At 70.9% G+C, this 23,001-nt stretch carries 18 protein-coding genes; 10 read left to right on the forward strand and 8 right to left on the reverse strand.

All coding sequences use genetic code 11. From position 1 onward, the window contains the following. Nucleotides 1-46: 46 nt before the first annotated feature. Nucleotides 47-556 carry a DUF402 domain-containing protein gene (locus QSK31_RS00930; protein ID WP_285680030.1) on the forward strand — a complete coding sequence of 170 codons (510 nt, stop codon included), beginning with the start codon at nt 47-49 and terminating at the stop codon, nt 554-556. Here QSK31_RS00930 and QSK31_RS00935 read toward each other — a convergent pair. From QSK31_RS00935 to QSK31_RS00950, 4 genes are read right to left on the reverse strand one after another with little or no spacing between them, the layout of a single operon-like run. Further along, nucleotides 532-3,600, reverse strand: a complete 3,069-nt coding sequence (locus QSK31_RS00935; protein ID WP_285680032.1) for an FtsK/SpoIIIE domain-containing protein — start codon at nt 3,598-3,600, stop codon at nt 532-534. The genes QSK31_RS00930 and QSK31_RS00935 overlap by 25 nt on opposite strands. Continuing rightward, complete coding sequence (locus QSK31_RS00940) at nt 3,597-4,754, reverse strand: VWA domain-containing protein (RefSeq protein WP_285680034.1); 1,158 nt, start codon at nt 4,752-4,754, stop codon at nt 3,597-3,599. The genes QSK31_RS00935 and QSK31_RS00940 overlap by 4 nt, the downstream gene beginning before the upstream one ends. Then, nucleotides 4,751-5,698 carry an AAA family ATPase gene (locus QSK31_RS00945; RefSeq protein WP_285680036.1) on the reverse strand — a complete coding sequence of 316 codons (948 nt, stop codon included), beginning with the start codon at nt 5,696-5,698 and terminating at the stop codon, nt 4,751-4,753. The genes QSK31_RS00940 and QSK31_RS00945 overlap by 4 nt, the downstream gene beginning before the upstream one ends. A gap of 1 nt (nt 5,699) precedes the next feature. Further along, nucleotides 5,700-6,770: an effector-associated domain EAD1-containing protein gene (locus tag QSK31_RS00950; protein ID WP_285680039.1), complete on the reverse strand. Its 1,071-nt coding sequence runs from the start codon at nt 6,768-6,770 to the stop codon at nt 5,700-5,702. On the opposite strand from QSK31_RS00950, the gene QSK31_RS00955 reads away from it, so the two are divergent. Continuing rightward, nucleotides 6,701-7,645, forward strand: coding sequence for a trypsin-like peptidase domain-containing protein (locus tag QSK31_RS00955; protein ID WP_285680041.1), 945 nt, complete (start codon nt 6,701-6,703; stop codon nt 7,643-7,645). The genes QSK31_RS00950 and QSK31_RS00955 overlap by 70 nt on opposite strands. Here QSK31_RS00955 and QSK31_RS00960 read toward each other — a convergent pair. After that, complete coding sequence (locus QSK31_RS00960) at nt 7,623-8,507, reverse strand: hypothetical protein (RefSeq protein ID WP_285680043.1); 885 nt, start codon at nt 8,505-8,507, stop codon at nt 7,623-7,625. The genes QSK31_RS00955 and QSK31_RS00960 overlap by 23 nt on opposite strands. A 172-nt stretch (nt 8,508-8,679) precedes the next feature. On the opposite strand from QSK31_RS00960, the gene QSK31_RS00965 reads away from it, so the two are divergent. Together QSK31_RS00965 and QSK31_RS00970 are read left to right on the forward strand one after the other, a co-directional pair. Next, nucleotides 8,680-9,555 carry a Sco1979 family transcriptional regulator gene (locus QSK31_RS00965; protein ID WP_502872882.1) on the forward strand — a complete coding sequence of 292 codons (876 nt, stop codon included), beginning with the start codon at nt 8,680-8,682 and terminating at the stop codon, nt 9,553-9,555. Nucleotides 9,556-9,589: 34 nt separating this feature from the next. Next, complete coding sequence (locus tag QSK31_RS00970) at nt 9,590-9,979, forward strand: SRPBCC family protein (RefSeq protein WP_285680047.1); 390 nt, start codon at nt 9,590-9,592, stop codon at nt 9,977-9,979. Nucleotides 9,980-9,986: 7 nt separating this feature from the next. On the opposite strand, the gene QSK31_RS00975 is transcribed toward QSK31_RS00970, so the two are convergent. Next, on the reverse strand, nt 9,987-11,015 hold the full coding sequence (locus QSK31_RS00975; protein WP_285680049.1) for a hypothetical protein: 1,029 nt from the start codon (nt 11,013-11,015) through the stop codon (nt 9,987-9,989). Nucleotides 11,016-11,113: 98 nt separating this feature from the next. Here QSK31_RS00975 and QSK31_RS00980 point away from each other — a divergent pair, with 98 nt between their 5' ends. The 6 genes from QSK31_RS00980 (at nt 11,114) to QSK31_RS01005 (ending at nt 19,669) form a co-directional block, all read left to right on the forward strand. Beyond that, complete coding sequence (locus QSK31_RS00980) at nt 11,114-12,394, forward strand: alpha-amylase family glycosyl hydrolase (RefSeq protein ID WP_285680051.1); 1,281 nt, start codon at nt 11,114-11,116, stop codon at nt 12,392-12,394. Between the two features lie 44 nt (nt 12,395-12,438). Then, nucleotides 12,439-13,365, forward strand: a complete 927-nt coding sequence (locus QSK31_RS00985; protein ID WP_285680053.1) for a hypothetical protein — start codon at nt 12,439-12,441, stop codon at nt 13,363-13,365. Then, on the forward strand, nt 13,365-15,047 hold the full coding sequence (locus QSK31_RS00990) for a peptidase M16 family protein (RefSeq protein ID WP_285680055.1): 1,683 nt from the start codon (nt 13,365-13,367) through the stop codon (nt 15,045-15,047). The genes QSK31_RS00985 and QSK31_RS00990 overlap by 1 nt, the downstream gene beginning before the upstream one ends. Before the next feature lie 123 nt (nt 15,048-15,170). Beyond that, nucleotides 15,171-16,265: an FIST N-terminal domain-containing protein gene (locus QSK31_RS00995; protein WP_285680057.1), complete on the forward strand. Its 1,095-nt coding sequence runs from the start codon at nt 15,171-15,173 to the stop codon at nt 16,263-16,265. 21 nt (nt 16,266-16,286) lie between these two features. After that, nucleotides 16,287-18,488: a PAS domain-containing sensor histidine kinase gene (locus tag QSK31_RS01000; RefSeq protein WP_285680059.1), complete on the forward strand. Its 2,202-nt coding sequence runs from the start codon at nt 16,287-16,289 to the stop codon at nt 18,486-18,488. After that, on the forward strand, nt 18,485-19,669 hold the full coding sequence (locus QSK31_RS01005) for an HD domain-containing phosphohydrolase (protein ID WP_285680061.1): 1,185 nt from the start codon (nt 18,485-18,487) through the stop codon (nt 19,667-19,669). Before QSK31_RS01000 ends, QSK31_RS01005 begins: the two co-directional genes overlap by 4 nt. Here the strand turns inward: QSK31_RS01005 and QSK31_RS01010 are convergent. Next, complete coding sequence (locus QSK31_RS01010; protein ID WP_285680063.1) at nt 19,635-20,843, reverse strand: HDOD domain-containing protein; 1,209 nt, start codon at nt 20,841-20,843, stop codon at nt 19,635-19,637. The two genes, QSK31_RS01005 and QSK31_RS01010, sit on opposite strands and share 35 nt — an antisense overlap. Next, nucleotides 20,840-22,978: a sensor histidine kinase gene (locus QSK31_RS01015; RefSeq protein WP_285680065.1), complete on the reverse strand. Its 2,139-nt coding sequence runs from the start codon at nt 22,976-22,978 to the stop codon at nt 20,840-20,842. Before QSK31_RS01015 ends, QSK31_RS01010 begins: the two co-directional genes overlap by 4 nt. Nucleotides 22,979-23,001: the final 23 nt, after the last annotated feature.

Here is a 23,001-nt window from a genome sequence, read left to right on the forward strand (position 1 = left end):
GGGGTGGCGTCGCGCCGGACGCCGCCCCTCCCGTTAGCTTGACCTGATGGCCGAGTTCCGTTTCACCAAGTGGGGCGGCCGCCTCCACTGGCACTACCCGCTGGAACCGCTCGGCGTCGACGAGTGGGGCACCTGGTTCGGCACCCGCGCCGGCGTCGCCATGCAGCGCGGCGACGAGCCGCCGGTGGTACAGCCCCACGACTTCGTCACCCTGGTCCCGGCCGACGGCTGGTACGTGGCCTCCTTCAACGGCGAGAGCGACCACGGCGCGGAGCTCTACATCGACATCAGCACCCCGCCGACCATCAGCGGCGCCCTGATCGAGGCCGTCGACCTCGACCTCGACGTGATCCGAGCCCGCGACGGCCGGATCATCCTCGACGACGAGGACGAGTTCGCCGAGCACCAGGTCCTCTACGCCTACCCCGCGCACGTCATCGCGGCGGCGCAGACGGAGGCGGACCGCCTGATGGCCGAGGTGACGGCCGGCGCCGAGCCGTTCGGCGAGGTCGGCCGGGCGTGGCTCGCCCGCTACGCCTCCGCCGCAGGCAGATAACCGAGCTGAAGGGTTCGCACCGGCCTCGGGCCGACGCCGCGCGGGTCGGCCTGCAACAACCGGCCGACACCAGACGGCAGGGTCACTGGTGTGAGGCCGCCGGACCGGCTGCCCGACATCACCATCTGGGCGCAGCGCAACTCCTTCATCGCGCCGATCACCGGGCCCACTGGTTCCCCTGCGCCGCGTGTAATGACGAGGCGAAAGTGGAGCTCGGCCGCTCGGGGGAGGAGCTCGAGGAATTGCATCAGGCCGCCCGCCTCGTCGTCGGCATAGTCGTCCGCGACAATGAAGATCTGCCGACCGGGGGACCGGTCGAATCGACGGATGGTGTCCCGGACATCCTTGAAGACGCCGTGCTTGCCGAGCGTGTAGGTGACGGCCGTCGCGGCGGTGAAGCGCTGGTCGATCGTCTTCATCAGCGATCGGAGCAACGAGGTCCGTCCACTGCCGCGGTCACCCGAGATCACCAAACCCGGCCCCTTGTCGAGCGCCACCGACGCGACGGCGAGGTCGGGGTCGAGGAGGTCCAGGCCGACCGGGATGTTCAGGCCCTCACCGGGTTCCGCGGTGACGCTCTCGTAGTCGACGATCTCGGGGGGCATGCGCGGCGCCGGGGCCACCGAACCCCGCCAGTGCTGCCGCGCCAGTTCGGATATACGTACGGTACCGATGCTGGTCGGGCCGGCCGACGTCGTGACCTGCGGCAGGAGGGGTACGACCTCGTCCAGGCCGACGAGTTGCTCGCCGGTGAGCCTGATCGAGTTCGCCCCGGCGGGGAAGCCCCTGCCGACGGGAAGCCTGTCCTCGTAGGTGGTGATGGTGTGGACGCCGCCCGACCGAGAAGACTGAATCTCGTTGAGGACGAGACTGAGATCCGGGAAGCGGCTGTGCAGTTCGTGCACGCCGCTGATCACCAGATAGGTGCGGCTTCGCGTCCGGCTCTCCAGCTGGCTTCGCCGCCCCATGAGCGCGTCGATCTCGGCGAAAGCGCGATAGATGGCGACCACGTCCATCTTCCGGGCGGCGGTGCGGACGTGCGGTAGACCTCCCAGGGTGGTCAACCCGGTGTCGTTCAGGTCGATGAGGTGGATCTCGGCCTCGTCCGGAGTGCGGGTCAGGGCCAGCCCGCACACCAGGGTCTGCAACGCGGTCCGCCGGCCGCTCGACGGTGGCCCGACGATCGCGGCGCTACTGTCGGTTCGTACCCGGCGTACCGCCTCAGCCGGTGACCGGTCATGCTTTGAGACCGCGACGGGAAGCTCGTTGATCCGCCACAGGTGATGGTCGAGGAGCTGGAAGCCGCGCTCGTCCACCCGGCCGGCGGGGCCCAGGACGTCGCCGAGGGAATTCGGCATCGAGGTCGGCAGAGGGTGGATGCGGGGTGCGGGCCGGTCGTGAGCGGTCAGCCGGTCCACCACCCACTCCGCTTCCGTCTCCCTGGGCGTGTGCTCCAGCAACTCGTCCCAGGTCGGACCCGGGCCGCGTGGAGCGGAGATATAAGCCGCCCGGAACGGGATCTGGTTGTTCCACGACACGCGAAGGATGCCGTGCCCCGGCTCGGCGGGCAGCTCGGCGGCGCGGCCGTCGCCGAGGAAGGTCCGGGACTCCTCCGCGCTGAACATCCGCAACGCGATGCGGTAGGAGAGGTAGGTGTCCAGTCCACGCAACCGGCCCGCGTCGAGGCGCTGGCCGCTGAGCAGCAGATGCACACCGAGAGAACGCCCGACGCGGCCGATCGAGACGAGCATGTTGACGAAGTCGGGCATGGCCGTGAGCAGTTCGGCGTACTCGTCGATGACGATCAGCAGAGTCGGCAGCGGCTCCAGCGTGGGGTCCGCCCTGGCGACACGCTGGTGCTCGCGCTGGGTGGCCTGGCGGGACCGGGCCAGCACCCCCTGTCGGCGGGTGATCTCGGCCGTGAGGACCGACCGGACCAGGTAGCCGGGGTCCGGAACGTTCAACCCGGTCATCAGGGCCACCGTGTGCGGGAGCCGGTCGAAGGTTCGGAAACCGCTGCCACCCATGATGTCAACGAATGCGAACGTCAGAGTCGCCGGGGGATGCGTGATGGCCAGGGCCAGTACCAGGGTCCGCAGCAGCTCGGTCTTTCCCGAGCCGGTGGCGCCGATGAGCATGCCGTGCGGACCCATGCCGCCCTGCGCGGGCTCTTTGATGTCGAGTTCCACGAGCGATCCGCGGTCGATGCCGATCGGGACGCGCAGTTCGTCGCGTCCGGTCCGTTCGCGGAGCTGAGCCAGGTCGGCGTCGCCGAGGTCGTGGGCGTTCAGCATGCGCAGCAGCGGCAGGTGCTGCGGGACCGGGTCGTGCCGGACGCTGCGCGGCGGCGGGACCGCGGCGAGGACCTGGCGCAGCACCTCGGCGGCCTCGCTGCGGAAGCTGCGGGCCTCGAGGTGCCGGGCGATGGCAAGCACGTCCGCACCTGGGACCATGGCCAGCTCGCCGAGCTGCCGGGGATCGTTGGCGTCGAGCAGCGGCCGGATCTCGGCTTCCAGATCGGGCGGCCGGCGCTCGAGGCGGGCCTGCATTGCGACGAACCATTCCTTGGCCAGTGGATCCGTGGCCGCGGCCGACGTGGAGGCGGCCTCGGCGAGCCAGGTGGCCGCACGGTCGGGGTGGACGACGCTCAGGGCGGTCAGGCGCTGGGCGTGGTCGAGCTCCCGCAGCGGCCACGGGTCGGCGCGGTTGGTGTACTGCTCCAGGAGCACCGCGACCCCGGTCAGCCGGTCGTGACCGTAGGCCGCCGTCAAACCGGCGAGCAGACGGTCGCGCAGTACCGGATCGACCTCGAAGAGACCGTCGCCCAGTTCCTGGAAGAGAGGCGACGTCAGAAGGGCGGCCTCGGCCTCGTACGGAAGGACCTCGGGCGGGTCCTGGAAGAAGTTGATCCGCAGCAGGTGCAGGAAACCGGTGTCGAGCGCCACCGGCACGGCGGCGTGGCAGGCCAGCTCGACCGAGCCGGCGGGCAGGTACAACCGGGCCTCGTGCAGGACGCCGAGGGGGGTCACACCGGGCGTTGTCATGCCGGGCGCTCCGTGTCGCGGGGACGGCCGCGGAGGACGTCGACCGCGCGGTACATGCCCTCGGCGGTCAGCGGGAACATCGGCACGTGGCGGGCGATCTGGGCCGCCGTGGTGCCGGGCCAGCGTTCCGGTGGGGCCGGGTTGAGCCACGCCACCGTGCAGCCGGCGGTGAGCAGCGCCTTGACCAGGGCGATCGTGCTCGTCAGGCGGCCTGCCTGGAAGGTGCCGCGGGTGGCTCCGGCATCGCTGATGATCGCGGCGGCCGTGCCGGGCGAGGTGCGGTCCAGGACCGCGGTGAGCGGCTCGGTCAGGGCGGGATCGGCGTAGAACCGGCCGCCTGTCAGCGGGCGGATCCGGCTGAGTACGGCGTCGATCTCCGGCGAGAACGGGTCGGGGCGGTCGGCCAGCGCGTCCTCGGCTCGGCCGGGGAGATTGCGGAAGTACGCGACCCGGATCGCCTCCAGCCGCGCGGCGTTGCGGATCTCGCGGAGCAGATGGTCGGTGAACGCGTGGTAGGGCGTCATCGACCCCTGCCGGTCGACCAGGAGGAGTAGCCGTGCGGTGTTGCGCCGTGGTGGGAGCAGTACCGGCCCGGACGCGACGCCGCTGCGGGCGTACCGGTCGATGGTGGCGCCGACGTCCAGCTCGGACGGTGGGCCGTGGCGGACCGGGCGGCGGAGGCGTCGCCAGGCCTGGGCGATTTCTCGCGCCGTCAGCGGATGCTGCGGCGCCAGCACCAGGGCCGGGTCCCACTCACCGGTGGCGGGCGGCTGGCCGGTGACGGCGGTGTACGCGCGGACCGAGGGCGGCGGGGGCGGCGGGGACGACGGCAGAGGTGGGACTGCGGCGGGGATCGGATCCGCCGGGGTACGTGCCTCCTCCTCCGGCGTCGGAGGCGTCTCGGCGGCCGGCGCGGCCGGCGCCGCGTGCCAGTCGGGGGCCTCCGAGGCGAAAGCCGCGGCGATCATCTCCTGCTCGGCCACCGAGGTCGCCCAGAGCGCGACGCACAGGTCACGCAAGTCGTTCGACGAGCCCAGCCCGAACCCCGCGCCGAGCGCCGAGCGTAAGGTCGCGCAGTCGTCCACCCCGATCGGCAGTCCCCGGCGGCGCAGGCGCTCCACCAGGTCGTACACGAAGGCCGGGGTGCCGGTCACGGGCGGGCGAGCCGATCCACGGCGCGCTGCTGGTCGCCGCGCTGCTTGAGCAACGCCTCGGGATAGGGCAGCGTCGCGACCTGGTCCGGCGGAGTGTCGACGGCCTGCAGGAAGCCGGCCCAGTCGAGCAGTTCGCTCACGCCGGGCTTCTTGGCCAGGTCGAGCTCACGTAGCCGGCCGATCATGTCGATCACCGCGGCGCGCAGCTCGGGCCGGGCGACGCCGTGCATGGTGAGAATCTCGTCCAGGTCGGCGCGCGAGCCCGGGAACTCGATGTAGTGGAAGATGCAGCGCCGCAGGAAGGCGCCGGGCAACGCCTTCTCCTCGTTGTTGGTGACCACGATGATCGGCCGCAGATCCGGGCGGTCGGCCGGCACCCGGTGCTCACCGTCGGGGAGCTCGTCGATGGTGAAGGCCAGCGAATCCAGCTCGTGCAGCAGGTCGTTCGGGAAATCCAGATCGGCCTTGTCGATCTCGTCGATCAGCAGCACCGAGCGCCGGCCCTGCTCGGCGCGCGCGATCACCCGGCCGAGCGGGCCCAGCCGGATATAGCGCCGCACGTCCTCGTCGTGGGCACGGCGGCGGAGTTGCGCGTCGTGCAGCCGGCGCACCGCGTCGTAGGTGTAGAGCAGGTCCCGTCCGCGGCTCGTCGACTTGATCGGGGCGATCTCCAACGGCAGACCCAGCGCGTACGCCACGGCGTGCGCCAGCCGCGTCTTGCCGACGCCGGGGTCGCCCTGCAGCAGCAGCGGCCGTCCGAGGCCGATGGCCAGGTTGACCGCCGACTGAAGGCCCTCGGTGGCTCGATAGGGCTCGGGCCCGAGCGTCCGCAGCGGAGGCGACGGGGTGATGTCGGCCCTCGGGTCCTCGATCCGCCGGCTGGGGGGCTGTTCGGCGAACGCGTCGTACCAGGTGGACGTGTCGACGTGATGTCGGGTCTGCACGCTAGATCGATTCCTCCAGCCGGCGCCGGAACGCCTCTCGTTCGTGCAGCACGTCGCGGATGGATCGGTCCATCACCTCGAACATGCGGCGGGTGTCGATCGGCTCGCCGCCGCAGTCGACCAGGATCCGGTTGCTCCACCGTGCGGCGAGCGGTGGATCCCAGCTCAGCCGGTCGACCATCTGCTCGGTCCACTCGGCCACGTCGTGGTGGCGGGGCACCGGCGACGGGAGCGGGGTGACGCCGGTCGGCAGCTCGGGGCCGCCGGAGAAAATCGCCACGAAGAGCCGGCGGTGGGCGCCGAGCTGTTGCCGGAGCCCGTCCCAGAACGCCCCGACCACGGACGCGGCGACGCCCTGGGTCTGGATCGGACAGACGACGTTGACGTCGTCGAGCTCCGGCAGGTACCACAACGCCTGCTTGATCCGGGCGTCCACCGAGCCCAGGTCGGGTCGCAGGGCGAGCGCGTCCTTCACCACGACCTCGCCGAGGCAGTACGGCAGCCAGTCGCAGATCTTGCGGATCACGATCGCCTCGGCGTCCGGCAGGCCGAGGGCGAGCACGCCGCCGGTGGCTCGCCCGTGCGCCTCGCGGATGCTCTGTCGCAGTTCACGCAGGTCGAAGAACTTGCTGTCGAGCATCCGCTGATCGGCCGGTGGCTCAGGCTCGGGGCCGGCGGTCCATCCGCTCGCCCGTGCCCAGCGGCGCAACCCGGGGTTGTCCTGCCGGTCCGCCAGCGCCGCGTCGACGAAGCGGTCCAGCCAGGCCTCGTCATGGGCGGCCTGGAGGACGCGCATCACCACGACGCGCATGCCCTCGTCGCCGACGTAGTCGTTGAGCCGCAGATCGAGTTCGTAGAAGAACAGGTGCTCCAGGTCCTCACGCTGGGAGTAGGCGTCCAGCAGGGCGTCGGCCAGGCCGCGCAGCTGTGGGCCGGTCAGCGTGATCGGACTCCTCCTCCACTCAGGGTCCCGACTATAGAACAGAGGGTCGCGATGGGAGGATGGGCCGCGTGCTCGACGGGCGTACGGCGAAACGGCTGAGTGATGCTCTGCTGGACGCCTTCGGTCCACAGCGGCTGGACGAATTGCTGTTCTACCGGCTGTCCAAGGACCGGGCCCGGATCACCATGGCCGGCAACTACGAGTCGATCGTGTTCGACCTGATCAGGGCGGCCGACAGTGAGGGCTGGCTGGACCGCCTGATCGTCGCCGCCCGCCAGTCCCGGCCCGCTCACGACGGTCTGCGGGCGGTCGCGTCCGGTCGCGAGCTCGTGGGGGCCGAGCCCGGCGGTCTGGAGAGCATCCTCAGCGATCGGATGCCCGACATTCACCCGGTCCGGTGGCGTGCCCGCCTCGGCGAGCTCGAGGGACAGGTCGGCCGGCTGGAGACCGGCGGCCGGCCGCTCGGCACCGGCTTCCTGATCGGGCCGGACCTCGGCCTGACCTGCCACCATGTGATCCGGCGGGTCGCGCCCGAGGACGCCCGGCTGCGGCTGGACTACCGGGCGGACGCCACCGGCCTGGCGGTCTTCGCCGGGGTCACGGTGCGCGTGGTCGCCTTCGAGCAGGTGGCGGACGACGTCGCCCTGTTCCGGTTGGACCGGCCGGTCGGGGAGGAGCCGATCGGCGAGGTGGGAGAGCCGTCCGCCGCGACCAGGGGCTGGATCGAGGTCAAGCCGGCCGCGGCCGTGCAAGGGGACCACCTCGTGGTGCTTCAGCATCTCGCCGGTGGGCCGGTGCAGATGCGCTTCGGGCAGGTGGCGGGACTGGTCGACGGGCTGCTGCGGCACACCGCGGACACCGAGGCAGGCTCCTCGGGGTCGCCCTGCTTCACGCTGGACTGGACGCTCGTGGGCATCCATCAAGGTGGCGAGCCGGTGCACGAGTCGTGGCGGCGGCCGGAGCACAACCGGGCGATCCCGATCAGCAGCGTTCCACGGGGCTGAGCCGCCGCAGGAGGGCGCCGGACAGCACCGCGACCTCGCCGTCGTCGGCCCGGCGCAGCCGCAACGAGCCGTCCGTGCTCGTGGCGAGCAGTGTCCCGCACACCGTCGTGTCGTCCCGCATCGTGGCCCTGACCAAGGGCGCCGGTGGCTTCGCGGCGGGCAGGAACCAGGTCATGGCGGCCGCCACCACCAGGGCCCCGAGCGCGACCCCGGCCGACGTCGCCGCTCTCCGCAGCCGGCCGGCGATCCGGCCGGGCAGTTTTCGCCGGGCCGCGTCCCACTCCAGCAGGGCGGCATCATCTTCTCCGGACCGGGAGACCGGCCAGCCGTACGCGGCGCGGTAGGCCAGCACGATCGCCCGCCCGGCCGCGATCACCGCCACCGCGACCACGACCGCCACCGCGATCCGTCCGCCGAGCGCGAGCTTGCGCATCGGTTCCGCGGCCAGCCCGAGACCGGCCACCGTGAGTATGCCGAGCAGAGCGGCGATCCCCGCGATCCACTTCTCCGCCGCGGTCCGCAACCGGCTCTCCTGCTCGGTGTCGGCGACCCGCCACGCCTCGGCCGCCGCCTCCAGCCGCGTGTCGGCCGACGGGACGAGCCGGGCGCGGCCGTCGGCGTCGATCTCGGCCATCGCCGTCCAGCGCCGCCCGCACCCCGCTGAGCAGGCGATCGACACGGTCAGGCTCTCCGGCGCGGAGGAGTCCAGGGTCTCCAGGCCGTCGATGCTGCCCGAGACGACGGCCGTGGTGTCGCGTCCGCAGGCCGGGCAGGGGCCCGCCAGCCGCAACGTGGAGCCCGAACGCTGCCCGCCCCACCGCGCGAGCTGTGCGCTGGATACCTGGTACACCTGGTCGGTCATGTCTCCCCCTCCGGCCGGTGCAACTTGCACGGTTGACCGGTCTATGCTTGCCGCGATCTTCTCTTCACCCGATCGAGGGATGCTGCCGTGGCCGACGCCTCCTTGCATGGTCCAGAGGTGGACCTGCCATCCATGGTGGACCACCTCCGCCTGGGCGGACGTTAGGGCTGACGTGACAGGTACACAACAGAACGGCGGGCCCACCGTCCGGCGGATGCAGCTGGGCGCCCGCCTGCGTAGCCTGCGCCAGGCCAAGGGGATCACCCGGGACCAGGCCGGCTGGGCCATCCGCGGCTCGGAGTCGAAGATCAGCCGGATGGAGCTCGGCCGGGTCGCGTTCAAGGAACGGGACGTCACCGACCTGCTGCGGCTCTACGGCATCGAGGACGAGAGCGAGCACGCCCGGCTGCTGGCGCTCGCCCGGGAGGCGAACACCCCGGGCTGGTGGCACGCGTACGGCGACGTGCTCACCACCTGGTTCCAGAACTACCTCGACCTGGAGCAGGCCGCCGAGCTGATCCGCACCTACGAGATCCAGTTCGTGCCGGGCCTGCTGCAGACCGACGCGTACGCCCGGGCCGTCATCATGCTCGGCCACGGCAGCAAGGCGCAGGCCGAGATCGCCCGCCGCGCCGAGTTCCGGATGGCCCGCAAGCAGCTGCTCACCCGGCCGGATCCGCCGCGGGTGTGGGCGGTGCTCGACGAGGCCGTGCTGCGCCGCCCGATCGGCGGGGTTGCGGTGCTGCGCGAGCAGGTCGAATACCTTCTCGAGGTCAGCAAGCTCCGCAACGTACGCCTGCAGGTCATGCCCTTTGCCTCGGGGGGCCACGCGGCCGCGGGCGGTGCATTCTCCATCCTGCGTTTCGGTCACTCCGACGTGCCGGACGTGGTGTACATCGAGCACCTGACCAGCGGCCTCTACCTGGACAAGCGGGAGGACGTCGACCAGTACGCCGAGGCGATGGGCCGGCTGTCCATCGAGGCGGAGCCCCCGCAGCGCACCCCGGAGATCCTTCGCCAGGTGCTGGCCGACCTGACCGACGAGTGAGGGCCGGTCTGGTCGGTCGGATAGCGTCGCGGGCATGGAATCCAAGCACGTCAGCACCCACATCGACCGTCCGCTGGAGGCGGTCTACGAGTACGCGTCGGACCCGGCGAACCTGCCGGCGTGGGCGCCGGGCCTGCTGAGCTCGATCGAGCGGGACGGCGACCACTGGGTCGCGGAGTCGCCGATGGGGCGGATCGAGCTCGTCTTCACGCCGCGCAACGAGTACGGCGTCCTCGACCACGACGTCACCACGGCGTCGGGGGAGACCTTCCACAACCCGATGCGGGTGATCCCGGACGGCGACGGGTGTGAGCTCGTCTTCACGGTCCGCCGCCGGCCGGAGATGAGCGACGAGGACTTCGAACGCGACTGGAAAGCCGTGCTCGAGGACCTCGTCGCCATCAAACGCATCGTCGAGGGCTAGTCGTGGGTCAGTCGACCGGGCGCGGCGCGACCTTGTGCAGGCGGGCCAGCTCGGCCAGCTCACTGCGGTACGGGTTGTAGGTGTAGGTCCGGGACACCGCCACCGGGATCGCGAAGTACTCGGTGACCAGCCTCGCCGGGTCCGACGCCAGCTCACCGCGCGCCGGGACGTCGTTGCCGTCGTCCCAGCCCCACGGCGCGTTCGCCGAGTTGGTGCCGCAGGAGTAGGTGCCCTGCCCGCAGCCGCCGCTGGTGTCGCCGGCGAAGGTGCCCAGCGCGGCGAAGAGGTTCGCGTTGCCGCGCTCCGCCCACAGGCCACCGGCCGCGAAGATGTCCACCAGCTTGTACCGCACATCCCGGTCGTCGCCGTTCGCGGGCGTCTCGGCGACCGACGACGGGTAGTAGACGATGCCGTCGCCCACGATGTTGTACTGCGGGAACGCCTTCAGCCCGTGCCCCTTGGCCTCCTGCGCGGTCACCGGGTGCTGGAAGGAGTCGTGCGGCGAGCTCTGCAGCTGCAGCGTCCCGTCCACCGACTCGCGCCCGCTCGTCCAGGTGCTGCCGGCCGGCGTGTACGAGTAGAAGTCGGTGTGCGCCACCGTCACGGCCGAGCGCAGCACCCCGTAGTCCGAGCCGTCCCGCTCGACCGCGAGCAGCAGGCCCTCGCCGTCGTTCTCGTGCTCGGTCTCGAAGAACGGGTGGTCCACCCAGTCCCGCGGGTGGAAGAAGAAGTAGGTGAGGTACCAGTGGCTGCTCGTCTCCACCACCGAGTAGTAGGCGGTGGCGGCCATCGACCCGGTGCCGGTCCGGTCCCAGTTGTTCCGGCCGTCCAGGTCGCCGTCGAAGTCGTACGCGGTGATGTAGTCGGACTTGCCACCCACGGCGTGGTCGCCGGTGGCGTCCACGTCCTGGTAGTGGATCGGCGCCCAGCGCAGCGCCAGCTGCTCCCGGCTGACCGCCGCCTGGGCCGGCGCCGCGGCGAACGCGCCCACCAGCACCCCGGCGACGACCAGGGCGATTCTGCTGCGACCTCGCATCTGTTCCTCCATCGATAGACCGATGTGAATTTAAGCGGTTCGGATGGCCGGTTGGCTACCGCCGGGTACACAGATCGCGACAGGGATAGAGTCGCCCGGTGGACTGGCGAGAGCACGCGATCTGGTGGCACGTCTACCCGCTCGGCTTCACCGGGGCGCTGAAGGAAGAGGGAGCGCCTCATCGGCTGGGGCGGTTGCACCCGTGGCTGGACCACCTGCTCGCCCTGGGCGCGAACGGACTGGCGCTCGGCCCGATCTTCGCGTCGAGCACGCACGGGTACGACACCATCGACCACTTCCGGGTCGACCCGCGTCTCGGCGACGACGAGGACTTCGCGGCGCTGGTCAGCGCGGCCGGGGAGCGCGGGGTGCGGATCCTGCTCGACGGCGTCTTCAACCACGTGGGCCGGGATCACTGGGCCTTCCAGGACGTGCTGCGCAACGGCGCGTCGTCGCCGTACGCCGGCTGGTTCCGGCTGCGCTGGACCGGCGGCCCGGAACCGGAGTACGACGACTTCGAGGGCCACCACGACCTGGTCGCGCTCGACCACGACAACCCGGCGGTCGCCGACCACGTCGCCGAGGTGATCGAACACTGGCTCGGCCGCGGGGCCGCGGGCTTCCGGCTCGATGCCGCGTACGCCGTCCCGGCCGCGTTCTGGGCACGGGTCGCCGACCGGGTCCGTGCCGCGCATCCCGGCGCGTACCTGATGGGCGAGGTCATCCACGGCGACTACACCGCGTTCGTCGCCGACGCCCACCTGGACTCGGTCACCCAGTACGAGCTGTGGAAGGCGATCTGGTCGTCCCTCAACGACGGCAACCTCTTCGAGCTGGCCCACGCCCTGGGCCGGCACGACGGCTTCGTCGAGCACTTCGCGCCGTGGACCTTCCTCGGCAACCACGACGTCACCCGGATCGCCAGCAAGCTGACCGACGAGAGGCACCTGGCCCTGGCCGTGGCGGTGCTGGCGACGGTCGGCGGCACCCCGGCGGTGTACTACGGCGACGAGCACGCCTTCCGCGGCGTCAAGGAGGACCGGGCCGGCGGCGACGACGAGGTACGGCCGCCGTTCCCGCCCCTACCCGAGGATCTGTCGCCCTTGGGCCTGCCCACCTTCCACCTGCACCAGGAACTCCTGGCCCTGCGCCGCCGGCACTCCTGGCTGCACCGCGCCCGCACCACGGTGCACCACGTGGCCAACGAGACGCTCGTCTACGAGCAGACCGACGGCGACCACCGCCTGCTCGTGGCGCTTTCCACCGCCGGCACCCCGGTGACCGTGCCCGCGCCCGGCGCGAGCGAGGTGCTCGCCGGCCACGCCGACCTCTTGGGCCAGGACGAGTGCCTGTTCTCCGACTGGGCGGTCCTCGGGTAAACCCCATCCATACAGGATGATCGCCCGGTCACTACGATGCTGCGGTGCCACTCACGTTCGAGACCGACAAGGCCGCGCTCTGGCCGCAGTGGGCCGCCTTCCGCGACGCCCTGCGCCGGCTGGACTGGTCGGCCTGCCACGCCGTGCTCGACGTCGCCGCGGCGCCCGATCGGACCAGGCTGATCTCCTACGGGGCCGAGGAGCGCGTGCCGGAGGACTTCCTGCGGGGCCTCGTCCGCCAGAACCCCGGCGACCCGGCGGCGTTCGCCCTGCTCGGCCGGTTCCTGATCACCACCGGCTGGAACATCCGCACGGCCGCCCGCGCCCAGCACGTGAGCAAGGAGCAGTGGCGCGCCTTCTACCACTGGCTCAACCTCGCCGAGCAGGTGCTCATCGAGGGCGCCGCGCGGCACCCGTCCGACCCGGCCGTCTGGACCGCTCGGCTGCTCTCCGCCCGCGGCATCTCGCTCGGGCTCGACGAGGAGACCCGCCGGTACGCCCGCCTGGCCCAGATCGACGAGCACCACCTGCCGGCCCAGGTCCAGCACCTCCAGCAGCTACTTCCGAAGTGGAGCGGCACCTTCGAGGCGGCGCACGCGTTCGCCCGGGAGCGGATGCTCGCCGCGCCGCCCGGCGCCCCGCAGGGAGTGCTGGTGGCCGAGGCGCACATCGAGCATGCGATGGAGCTGAGCGGCGGCGAGCAGCGGCAGTACCTCGAGCACGCGCTGCCCGACCTGCGGGCGGCCGCCGAGCGGTCGGTGCTGCACCCGGCCTTCGTCGCCGGCGACTACACGGCCGACCTGGCGCTGGGCGACTTCGCGGCGATCTTCCGCCGGTTCGGCGACCGGGAGTTCACGGCTCGGGTCTTCGGCGTGATGGGCAGGCGCGCCGCCCTGGACCCGTGGGACATGTATTTCGACGGCGGCTCGACGGCGCTGCACGCGGCACGGATCTGGGCGGGGGAGAAGTGATGCGGCAGGTCGAGGTCGACGGCGTGCCCGCGATGATCGGTGCCGGCGCCGGGCCGATGCACGCCGGGCTGGTCTTCCGGGTCGGGCAGGCCGACGAGACGCTGGCCCGGCGCGGCGTCACGCACCTCGTCGAGCACCTGGCACTGCACTCCTTCGGGGTGGCCGACCACCACTACAACGGCACCACCACACCAGAATTCACCTACTTCCACACGCAGGGCACCGCCGAGGAGATCGCCGTCTTCCTGACCGGGGTGTGCGCGTCGCTCCGCGACCTGCCGATGCACCGGCTCGAGGTGGAGAAAGAGCTGTTGCGTACGGAGTACGGCGGCCGGCAGAGCGGCCTGGCCGACTCGATGGCGCTGTGGCGGTACGGCGCCCGCGACTTCGGCCTGACCGCCTACCCGGAGTTCGGCCTGCCCGCGATCGGCCCGGAGGAACTGCGTGCCTGGGTCGCCACCTACTTCACCCGAGGCAACGCCGCCCTCTGGATCGCCGCCGACGAGATCCCGCCCGGCCTGCGACTGGACCTGCCGGACGGCCCGCGCCGCCCGGTGCCCCGGCCGTCGTCGGCGCTGCCCCGGACCCCGGCGTGGTTCCGCGGCTCGGCCGGCTCCGTGGTCTGGGACGCGGTCGTGCCCCGCGCGGCGGCCAGCGGCGTGTTCACCGGCGTGCTGGAACGCGCGCTGATGCGGTCGCTGCGCCAGGAGCAGGGCCTCTCCTACTCGGTCAACACCGACTACGACCCGCGTACGGACGGCAGCGCCCTGATCACCGCGGCGGCCGACGCGTTGCCGGAGAAACGCGGCGCCGTGCTCGGCGGATTCGTCGACGGATTGGCGGCACTACGATACGGCCGGGTGGACGAGAAGGACGTCGCCACCGTCATCGGCCACCGCTGCGACGAGCTCACCCAGGCCGAGGAGCGTGGCGGCCGGCTGCCCGGTCAGGCGCTCAACCTGGTGTCCGGTCGCCCGATCGAGACCCTGGACGAGATCGTCGCCGGCATCCGGGCGGTCACCCCCGACGCCCTGACCGAGGTGGCCGCCGAGGCGTGGTCGACCGGCCTGCTGATGACCCCCGCCGGCCGCTCCGCGGACTGGACCGGCCTGGCACCGGCTCCGACCGGCTCGCACGCCGCCGTCCAGGGCCATACCCACCGCAGCCTGGAAACGCCGGCCGCCCGGCTGATCGTCGGCGAGGAGGGCGTCAGCGTCGTGGAGGACACCGACGTCGCCACGGTCCGCTTCGACACCATCGCCGCGATGCTCGCCTGGCCGGACGGAGGCCGCCTGCTGATCGGCGCGGACGGCATCTCGGTGCGGGTGGAGCCCACCCTCTACGCCGGGTCGGCCGCCGCGATCCCGGCCATCGACGCCCGTGTCCACCCGGCCGCCCGGGTGTACCAGCGGCCCCGCGACCCGCAGTCCATCCCGGTCCCGGAGAAGCGGGCAGCCACGCCGGCCACGTCGTCGCCCGGCCGGATCATCGCCTTGGTGCTGGGCATCCCGGCGGCGCTCGGCCTGCTGATCCTCGACCTGATCGTGGTGGTCGCCGTGGCGAGCGGCGAGGAGACGGCGATCCTGATCGTCCTGCTGCTGATCTGCCTGGGCGCAACGGCGGGCGCCGGCTTCCTGGTCCGCTGGGGCGTCCAGGGACTGCGCGGGCCCCGGACCGGCTGAAATAGGCGCCGCCGCGCCCTCAATTCGACTCGGGACAGGTCGAACGGGGAGATGGGAACCCGAGATGTGGGGGCGGGTGGCATGTCGATGTTGTCAGAGGTCCGGAGCGGTCGCCGTGTTGCCGTGGCCTCAGCGGTGTCGCACCGCGCCGAGCCGGCGGCCGCCGTCGCGGACCTGGCCACGGCGCTGGGCCCGCACGCCGATCTGTATGCCGTGTTCGTGGCCCCGGGATACGAGCTCACCACACTGGGGTCCGCGCTCAGGGAGCATTTCGGCGATCGGGTGATCGGATGTACCAGTTCGGGTAACATCTGCGCGTACGGCTACGACGGCCGCGGCATCACGGCCCTCGCCCTGACCGGTGGCGGGCTGGAGGCCCGGACGACCGTCGTCGGACCCCTCGATGACGCGCCCGCCGCGGTCGACGAGGCGAGTGGGCGACTGGCTGCGCTCCGGGCAGGACTCGACGGCCATGACGGATTCGCCATCCTGCTGACCGACGGTCTCGCCCGTAATGAGGATCTGCTCGCGGCCAGCCTGATGGCCACTCTCGGCGACGTGCCGGTCATCGGCGGGTCGGCCGGCGACGGCCTGGAGTTCCGGAGCGCCGCCGTCTATCACGACGGCGCCTTCCACCCGAACTACGCGACGGTGACGGTCGTCCGGCTGGACGCGCCGTTCCAACTCCTGCGGCTCCAGCATCACGAGGCCGGCGACACGGTTCTGGTGGCCACCGACGTCGAGCCCGAGCGGCGGATCATCCGGACGTTCAACGGCAGGCCGGCGGCCTCGGCGTACGCGGAGGCAGTGGGGGCCGACCTCGAGACGATCACCGCGGCGACGTTCTCGGAACACCCCCTGCTGCTGAGCGCGGCGGGCTCGAGCTGGATCCGTAGCGTCGCCCAGGTGGGGCCCGATAATACGCTGATCATGTTCGCCCGGGTCGAACTCGGTGATGTGCTCCGCGTGGGCTACTCGGCGGGGATCATGGAAAAGCTGCAACAGCGGCTCGGCTCCGTGGAGACCGAACTGGGCTCGCTCAGCGGCATGCTGGCCTTCGACTGCGTCCTGCGCAGGCTGGAGTCGGAGAACCTGGGTTTGTCGGGGCGCGTCGGCGAGGTGCTCGCCCGCTGCGGCGCGGTGGGTTTCAGCACGTACGGCGAGCAGTTCAACGGCATGCACATGAATCAGACCCTGGTGGCCGTGGCCTTCGCCTGACCTGCTCGGAGGAGCCCTGAGATGGACGTGCCGGTGCTGGCGGTGACCAGCGACGACGAGATCGTGGCGCTGCGGCGGACGGTCGAGGAGCAGCGCCGCACGATCGCCGCGCTGGTGATCGCCGCCGAACGGCGCACGACGGCCGAACCGGACAGCGCGGCGCTCGCCACGTGGCAGCGGAATCAGGCACTGCAACGGCGGCTCGCCGAACGGTCCGACCGGGCCAGGGTGGCTGAGCAGATCCTCCGCGCGGTGATCGATTCCATGGACGCGGGTCTTTGCATCCTCGACGGCGCCGGCTACATCGTCGACACCAACCAGATGTGGGACACCATGCTGGCACGGGTCAACGGCATGGCCATCGGCGACGGATGCTTCTCCACCCTCGCCGACGGCCCCGCCGAGGGACTCGGTGACCTGCTCCGCGACGCTTCCACAGCGGTCCGGGAGGTCCTGACGGGCCGATCGGTGGAATCAGCCGGCACGCACCAGGTGGAGACCGACGAGGGACCGCGGTGGTGGCGGCTGCGGGTGGATCCCGTTCACGGGCACGGCGTGGCGCGCGCGGTCCTCACCATCACCGACGAGACCGCCGCCGAGCGTACGCAGGACGAACTGCGCCAGGCGACCCGCGACGCGTCGCTTCTCGCGCTGGTGGCCCAGCATATGAACGACGCGGTCGTGATCACCGACGAATCGGGCCGCATCGAGTGGATCAACAACGCCTTCACCGAGCTGAACGGCTACACCCTCGAGGAGGTGCTCGGCCGCCGGCGTACCGACCTGCTGGGCGTCGATCTGCTTCCCGGCACCGAGGAGAACGTCGCGGGCACGAAGGGCGCCATGGTCCTTCCGGATTTCGAGGCCCGCACGAAGGACGGGCGACGATGCTGGCTGAGTGTCGAGCTCTACCGGGTCGTCGACGACGATGGCGTCGTGCGGCGGGTAGGGGTGGAGCGGGACGTCACCGCGCGCATCAAGGCGGAGCGGGCGCGCCTGGCGGCCAAGGCGCGTGCCGAGGCGCTGGCGAATGAACTGTCGGTCGAGAAGGCCGTCCTGACCGGGGTCATCTCGACCATCCCGCAGCTCATCTACTGGAAGGACGCCCAGGGCCGTTACCTGGGCCACAACGGCGCCTTCCTGGCCATGCGGGGCCTCGATGCCGAGGTGGACCTGAACTGGAAGGCGGAGGGCGAGATCGGCGTCGTGGACGACCTCACGCCGGTGCTCACCGATCTCGAGGACCGGGTCCAGGGCAACGGCGCACCGGTCATCGACCATCACGTCACCGTCATCGGTTCGGGGGACTCGCCCCGCAGCTTCCTGCTCAGCGTCCTTCCCCAGCCCGGCGCGGGCGGGGTGATCGGCATCGGGGCCGACGTCACCCACATCGGCGACCTGGAACGTCAGCTCAACCAGCACAACCGGCTGGAGGCCATCGGTCAGCTGGCCGCCGGGATCGCGCACGAGATCAACACGCCGATCCAGTTCGTCTCGGACAACACCAGGTTCATCGAGCAGTCCTTCACCGATCTGCTCAGGCTGGTCACCGCCGTGCAGGAACGGTTCGGCGACAAGGACGAACAGATCACCGACCTGCTGCGCGACATCGACGCGGACTTCATGCTCGGCGAGGTGCCGAAGGCGCTGGGTGAGTCTCTCGAGGGTCTGGAACGGGTGGCTCAGATCGTCCGTGCGATGAAGGACTTCTCCCATCCCGGGCAGGGCCGCAGCGACGTCGACCTCAACCGGGCCGTCGAGAGCACCGCCCAGGTCGCCCGCAACGAATGGAAGTATCACGCCGAGCTCAGCCTGGACCTGGCCGGCGACGTCGGTCTCGTGCCGTGCTACGAGGGCGAGTTCAAGCAGGTCGTGCTCAATCTCATCGTCAACGCCGCACATGCCATCGAGGCCGCCGGCCCGCGTCCGGACGGAACGCTGGGGCACATCGGGATCCGCACCGCCCGGGTGGGCGACGTCATCGAGGTGGCGGTGAGCGATGACGGCACCGGCATGGACGAGACGACACAGCACCGGATCTTCGATCCGTTCTTCACCACCAAGGAGGTCGGCAAGGGCACCGGCCAGGGACTGAGCATGGCGTACTCGAGCATCGTGCAGAAGCACGGCGGCGCGATCCGGGTGGACTCCAGCCTCGGCGCCGGGACGACGTTCACGATCACCCTGCCCGTACGGGTGGAAACGGAAGGGGAGAACGCGTGACCACACAACCGGCCGGACGGCTGCCCCGGGTTCTGTTCGTCGACGACGAGCCCAACCTGCTCAACGGCCTGCGCCGCCAGCTTCGCCGCGACTTCGACGTGGTCACCGCCGTCGGCGCGGCCAACGGGTTGTTCTCGCTCGGGCGGGAGGATCCGTTCGAGGTCATCGTCTCGGACTTCCTCATGCCGGGCATCAACGGGGCGGAGTTCCTGACCCAGGTACGCAAGGCGGCGCCGGACGCCACTCGGATGCTGCTCACCGGACACACCAATCTGGCCGACGCCGCGATCACGGTCAACCAGGGTGGCATCTTCCGGATGCTCCTCAAGCCGGTCGACCAGGAGACGATCACCGAGGCGCTGAACGACTGCGTGGCGCAGCACCGCCTCGTCATCGGCGAGCGGGAGCTGCTGGAGAGGACGTTGCGAGGCAGCGTCGACGCCCTGATGGACGTGCTGTCGCTGGCGAACCCGGCGGCCTTCGCCCGGGCCACCCGGATGCGGCGCACGGCTGCCGTCATCCTGGACGCGGTCCCGGTCCCGGATCGGTGGGCCGTCGAGCTGGCGGTGCTGATGTCGCAACTCGGCGCCGTCTCCCTGCCCCCGGCGGTGGCGGCGAAGCTCGACGCCGGCGAACAGCTCAGCGATGCCGAGCAGCGCATGGTGGACGAGACGCCGGAGGTGGCCGAGCGGCTGATCAGCTCGATTCCCCGGCTGGAGTCGGTCGCCGCCGCCATCCGGCACGCGCGGAAGAACTTCGACGACACGGCCGACGGCGAGGACATTCCCTTCGGCGCCCGCCTGCTGCGTGTCGTCCAGGACTATGACGGGCTGGTCGGTGAGGGAAAGCCTACCCAGGTCGTGCAGCTGACGTTGCGATCCCGGCCGGGTCACTACGACCCGGCCATGCTGGATGCGCTCGCCGCCGCGGCGCAGGACGACGGAGACATCGAGGCCAGCGCCGTCACCCTCGGCGACGTGGCGATCGGCATGGTGCTCGCGGCCGACGTGTGCAGCGGAAACGGCACTCTCCTGGTCAATGCCGGACAGGAGATGACCGTGAGCCTGATGAGCCGCCTGCGCAACTTCGCGGCGCTGGAGGGGGGCATCGCCGAGCCGCTCATCGTCTATCCGCCCGGCACCGAGTTCAGCGCCGCGCGGTCGCTCGCCAGCGCTCGATGACCTCTCGCTCGCGCGGGCCGATCTCCACCTCCGCGGAACTCTCCACGGAGCCGCCGCAGATCGGTCCCAGCTCGGCCTCCACCACGTGATGCGCCAGAGCCACCGCGGAACTCGGGTCGACGACCGTGGGTGATGCCTCCAGGCCCGCGTGGCGAGCAACCGCGTCGACCACGGCGGGAGTGAGGCCCCAGAGGGTGAGCAGGTTCGCTCCGGCCTCGCTGTGGCACGTCCCGCAGCCGGCGCGCTCGACATCGTCGAGGGCCGGGTTCGGGCCGTCCTCGGTGCCGGGCGCGCTCTTGTCCCGCCAGGAGCGCAGGACATCCGGATAGGACTCCGGCCGTGACGACGCCAGCACCAACTGCCCCACCTCGTGCAGGAGGCCTGCCGTGAAGGCCGCATCCGCCCATGGCGCGGCACCGGCGAGCTGGCGCGCCAGACGGGACGTGTGCACCGAGTGGTCGGTCACCTCCTGAATCCATGTGGTGGACAGCACACCGCCCGGATCCAGGCCGCGAACCACAGCATGCATGAGTACGAGCCCACGCACCGTGTGCGTGCCGAGCATGACCACCGCCTGCACCACATCGCTGACCACGTTGCTCACCATGGAGGCCGACGAGTTCACCAGATGAAGCACCTTGGCGGCAGCCGCCGGATCCTGCTCGATGATCGCGCCGACCGACTCGGGGGAGGGATCCTCCTCGTTCAGCGCCGAGATCAGCTGCACCACCAGTCCCGGCGGGCTCGGCAACGAGTCGACCATCGAGACGTCCCGGCGCGCCGACTCGTCGCCGGAGGCGGCCTGCGCGGCGATGAGCCGGTCCACGGTCTGCACCAACTGATCCCGGGCCGCCGGCTTGGTCAGGAACTGATGCGCCAGCGAGATGACGCGCAGCACGTCCTTCTCGCCGGTCTGCCCGGACAGGATCACCCGAGCGGTGGCCGGGTACAGCGTCTGCACCTTGCTCAGAAGTTGGCCGCCATCCATGTTCGGCATGCGGAAGTCGGACACCACGACGTTGCAACCGCGCGACTCCATCAAGGCCAGCGCTTCGGCTCCGCCCGCGGCGAAGGACATGTCCCAGCGTGCGCCCTCGCGGCGCAGCATGCGGCGGAGACCGTCGAGGATGCGTGGCTCGTCGTCGACGAAGACGACATGCGGTTTCCCGGTCATACCACTGCCTCCAGCTCGGTTGCCGGTTCAGGCGCCGAACCCTGCTCCTCGATCGGCAGGCGGACGGTGAAGACGGTTCCCGCGCCCGGTTCGCTGTGGAAGTCGATCGATCCCCGATGACGGTCCACCACGAGGTTCCGGGCCAATGCCAGGCCCTGGCCGGTGCCGCGACCGACCTCCTTGGTGGTGAAGAACGGATCGAAGACCTTGTCGGCGATCTCCGGCGGCACCCCGTTCCCGGTGTCCGCCACGCGCAGGACGACCGCGTCGCCGTCGAGCTCGGTGCTCACCCGGATCGTTCCGCGTCCCCGGTCTGCCGCCTCGATGGCGTGCGCGGCGTTCACCACGAGATTGAGCACCGTCTGGTTGATGTCACCGATGTGGCACCGCACCGGTGGCAGGTCCGCCAGGTCCATCTCGACGTCTGCCACGTACCTGAGCTCGTTGTCCGCGACGAGAAGCGTGTTCCGGACCATCTCGTTGAGATCGGCCGCGGTCATGGCTTCGACGCCGGGGTGGCCGAACGCCTTCATCGCCCGGACGATCGTGGCCACCCGGTCCAATCCCTCGAGTGACTCGCTCAGCGCCTTCGGCACCTCGGTGAGCATGAAGTCCGCGTCGATGTCGCGCAGCAGGTCGGTGATCTGTCCGCCCATGTCGCCGAACTGCTCCTGCACGGCGGTGACCAGGGTGAGCAGATCGGCGACCGACTCCTCGACGAAGCGGACGTTGTCCGAGACGAACTGGATCGGAGTGTTGATCTCGTGGGCGATTCCCGCTGCGAGGCGGCCGACCGACTCCAGCTTCTGTGCGTGCCGCAGCTCGAGTTCCAGCCGTCGGCGTTCCGAGACGTCCCGTGCGTTCAGGATGAGACTGCGGGTGCCGTCGTTCTCGGTGACGTACTCCACCAGCACCTCGAATTCCGTCCACGGGTCTGCCTCACGACCCCGCATGAGGCACACCTGGGGGCCGCTCGCTTCCGGCCCGAGCAACCGGCCGACCTGTTCGGGGTGGATGAGCCGGCGCAGATCACCGCCGACGAGATCCGCGACCGGGCAGGCCAGGAGCTTTTCCGCGGCCCGGTTGGCGAAGCGGATCACGCCGCGTTCGCCGGCCAGGATGAGGGCGTCCGGCGAGTTCTCCACCACGATGCTGAGCCGCGACCGGGTCAGCAGTTGATCCAGCGTCAGTGCCGCCTCGTCGGCCAGGGTCGACAGCGCGGCCGTCAGGTCGTCCGCCGGACGCCGGTCGAACACCGCGACCAGCAGGCCGAACACCTCACCGCGTACGGCCAGCGGAACGGCCAGCAGACGATCCCGAGACGGCATGCCCGCGAGCGTGGTGAAACGGGCGGCGGCGCTGCCGGTGATCAGCGCCGAGCCGTTCGGTCGCAGGGCTGTGCGCACCTCCGGACCCAGCTCATCGAGGTCCATCCGACGGCCGGCGGTCTCCGGTCCGGACGCGCCGGCGTGCCCGATCACCCGGACGGCCCCGGCAACCATCGTCGTCACCAGCGCTCCGGTGACCCTCGCGTCGAGGCTGAGCGCCGCCTCCGCAGCGGCCCTCGCGGCCTGCCGGCGGTCGGTCACCGCGGCGAACGTCGCACCGGCGGTCGCGATCACCTGCTCCCGGGCCGAGGTGCGGTCGCGCGCCCGCATGCCTTGCGCCAGAGTGTGGTTGATCGCCAGTCCGATCAGTGCCGTGACGCCGAGCGAGGCGGCATCCGAGGCCGGCACGTCGGCGAAGGCGGCACCCGAAACCACGATGGCGACGACCGCGCCCGCACCGAACAGCTGGGTCCTGAGCGTGCCGTACAGAGCCCGGAAGTTGATCCAGACGAAGAGCAGGCCGAAGGTGATGCCGTAGCCGGAGGAAGCGGCGACGAGCCACACGCAGGGCGCCTCGAGCAGCCACGTCCACCAGGCGATTCGGCCGCGACGGTAGGCCACGCACAGACTGGTCTGAACGATCACGACGGCCGTCGCGACGAGCCACGGTGGGCCCATCTCGTCGCCGATGCCCAGGAAGCCGATCACCGACCAGATCAGGGAGAACAGCAGGAACAACAGGCGGACCTGCCCCAGCATGGAGCCTGGGTTCGCCCACAGCGACGGCAATCGGCTCAGCCGTTTCACAGTCCCCTCCCGCGCTGGCTGAC

It is taken from the genome of Actinoplanes sp. NBRC 103695 (assembly GCF_030269485.1).
GTDB lineage: Bacteria > Actinomycetota > Actinomycetes > Mycobacteriales > Micromonosporaceae > Actinoplanes.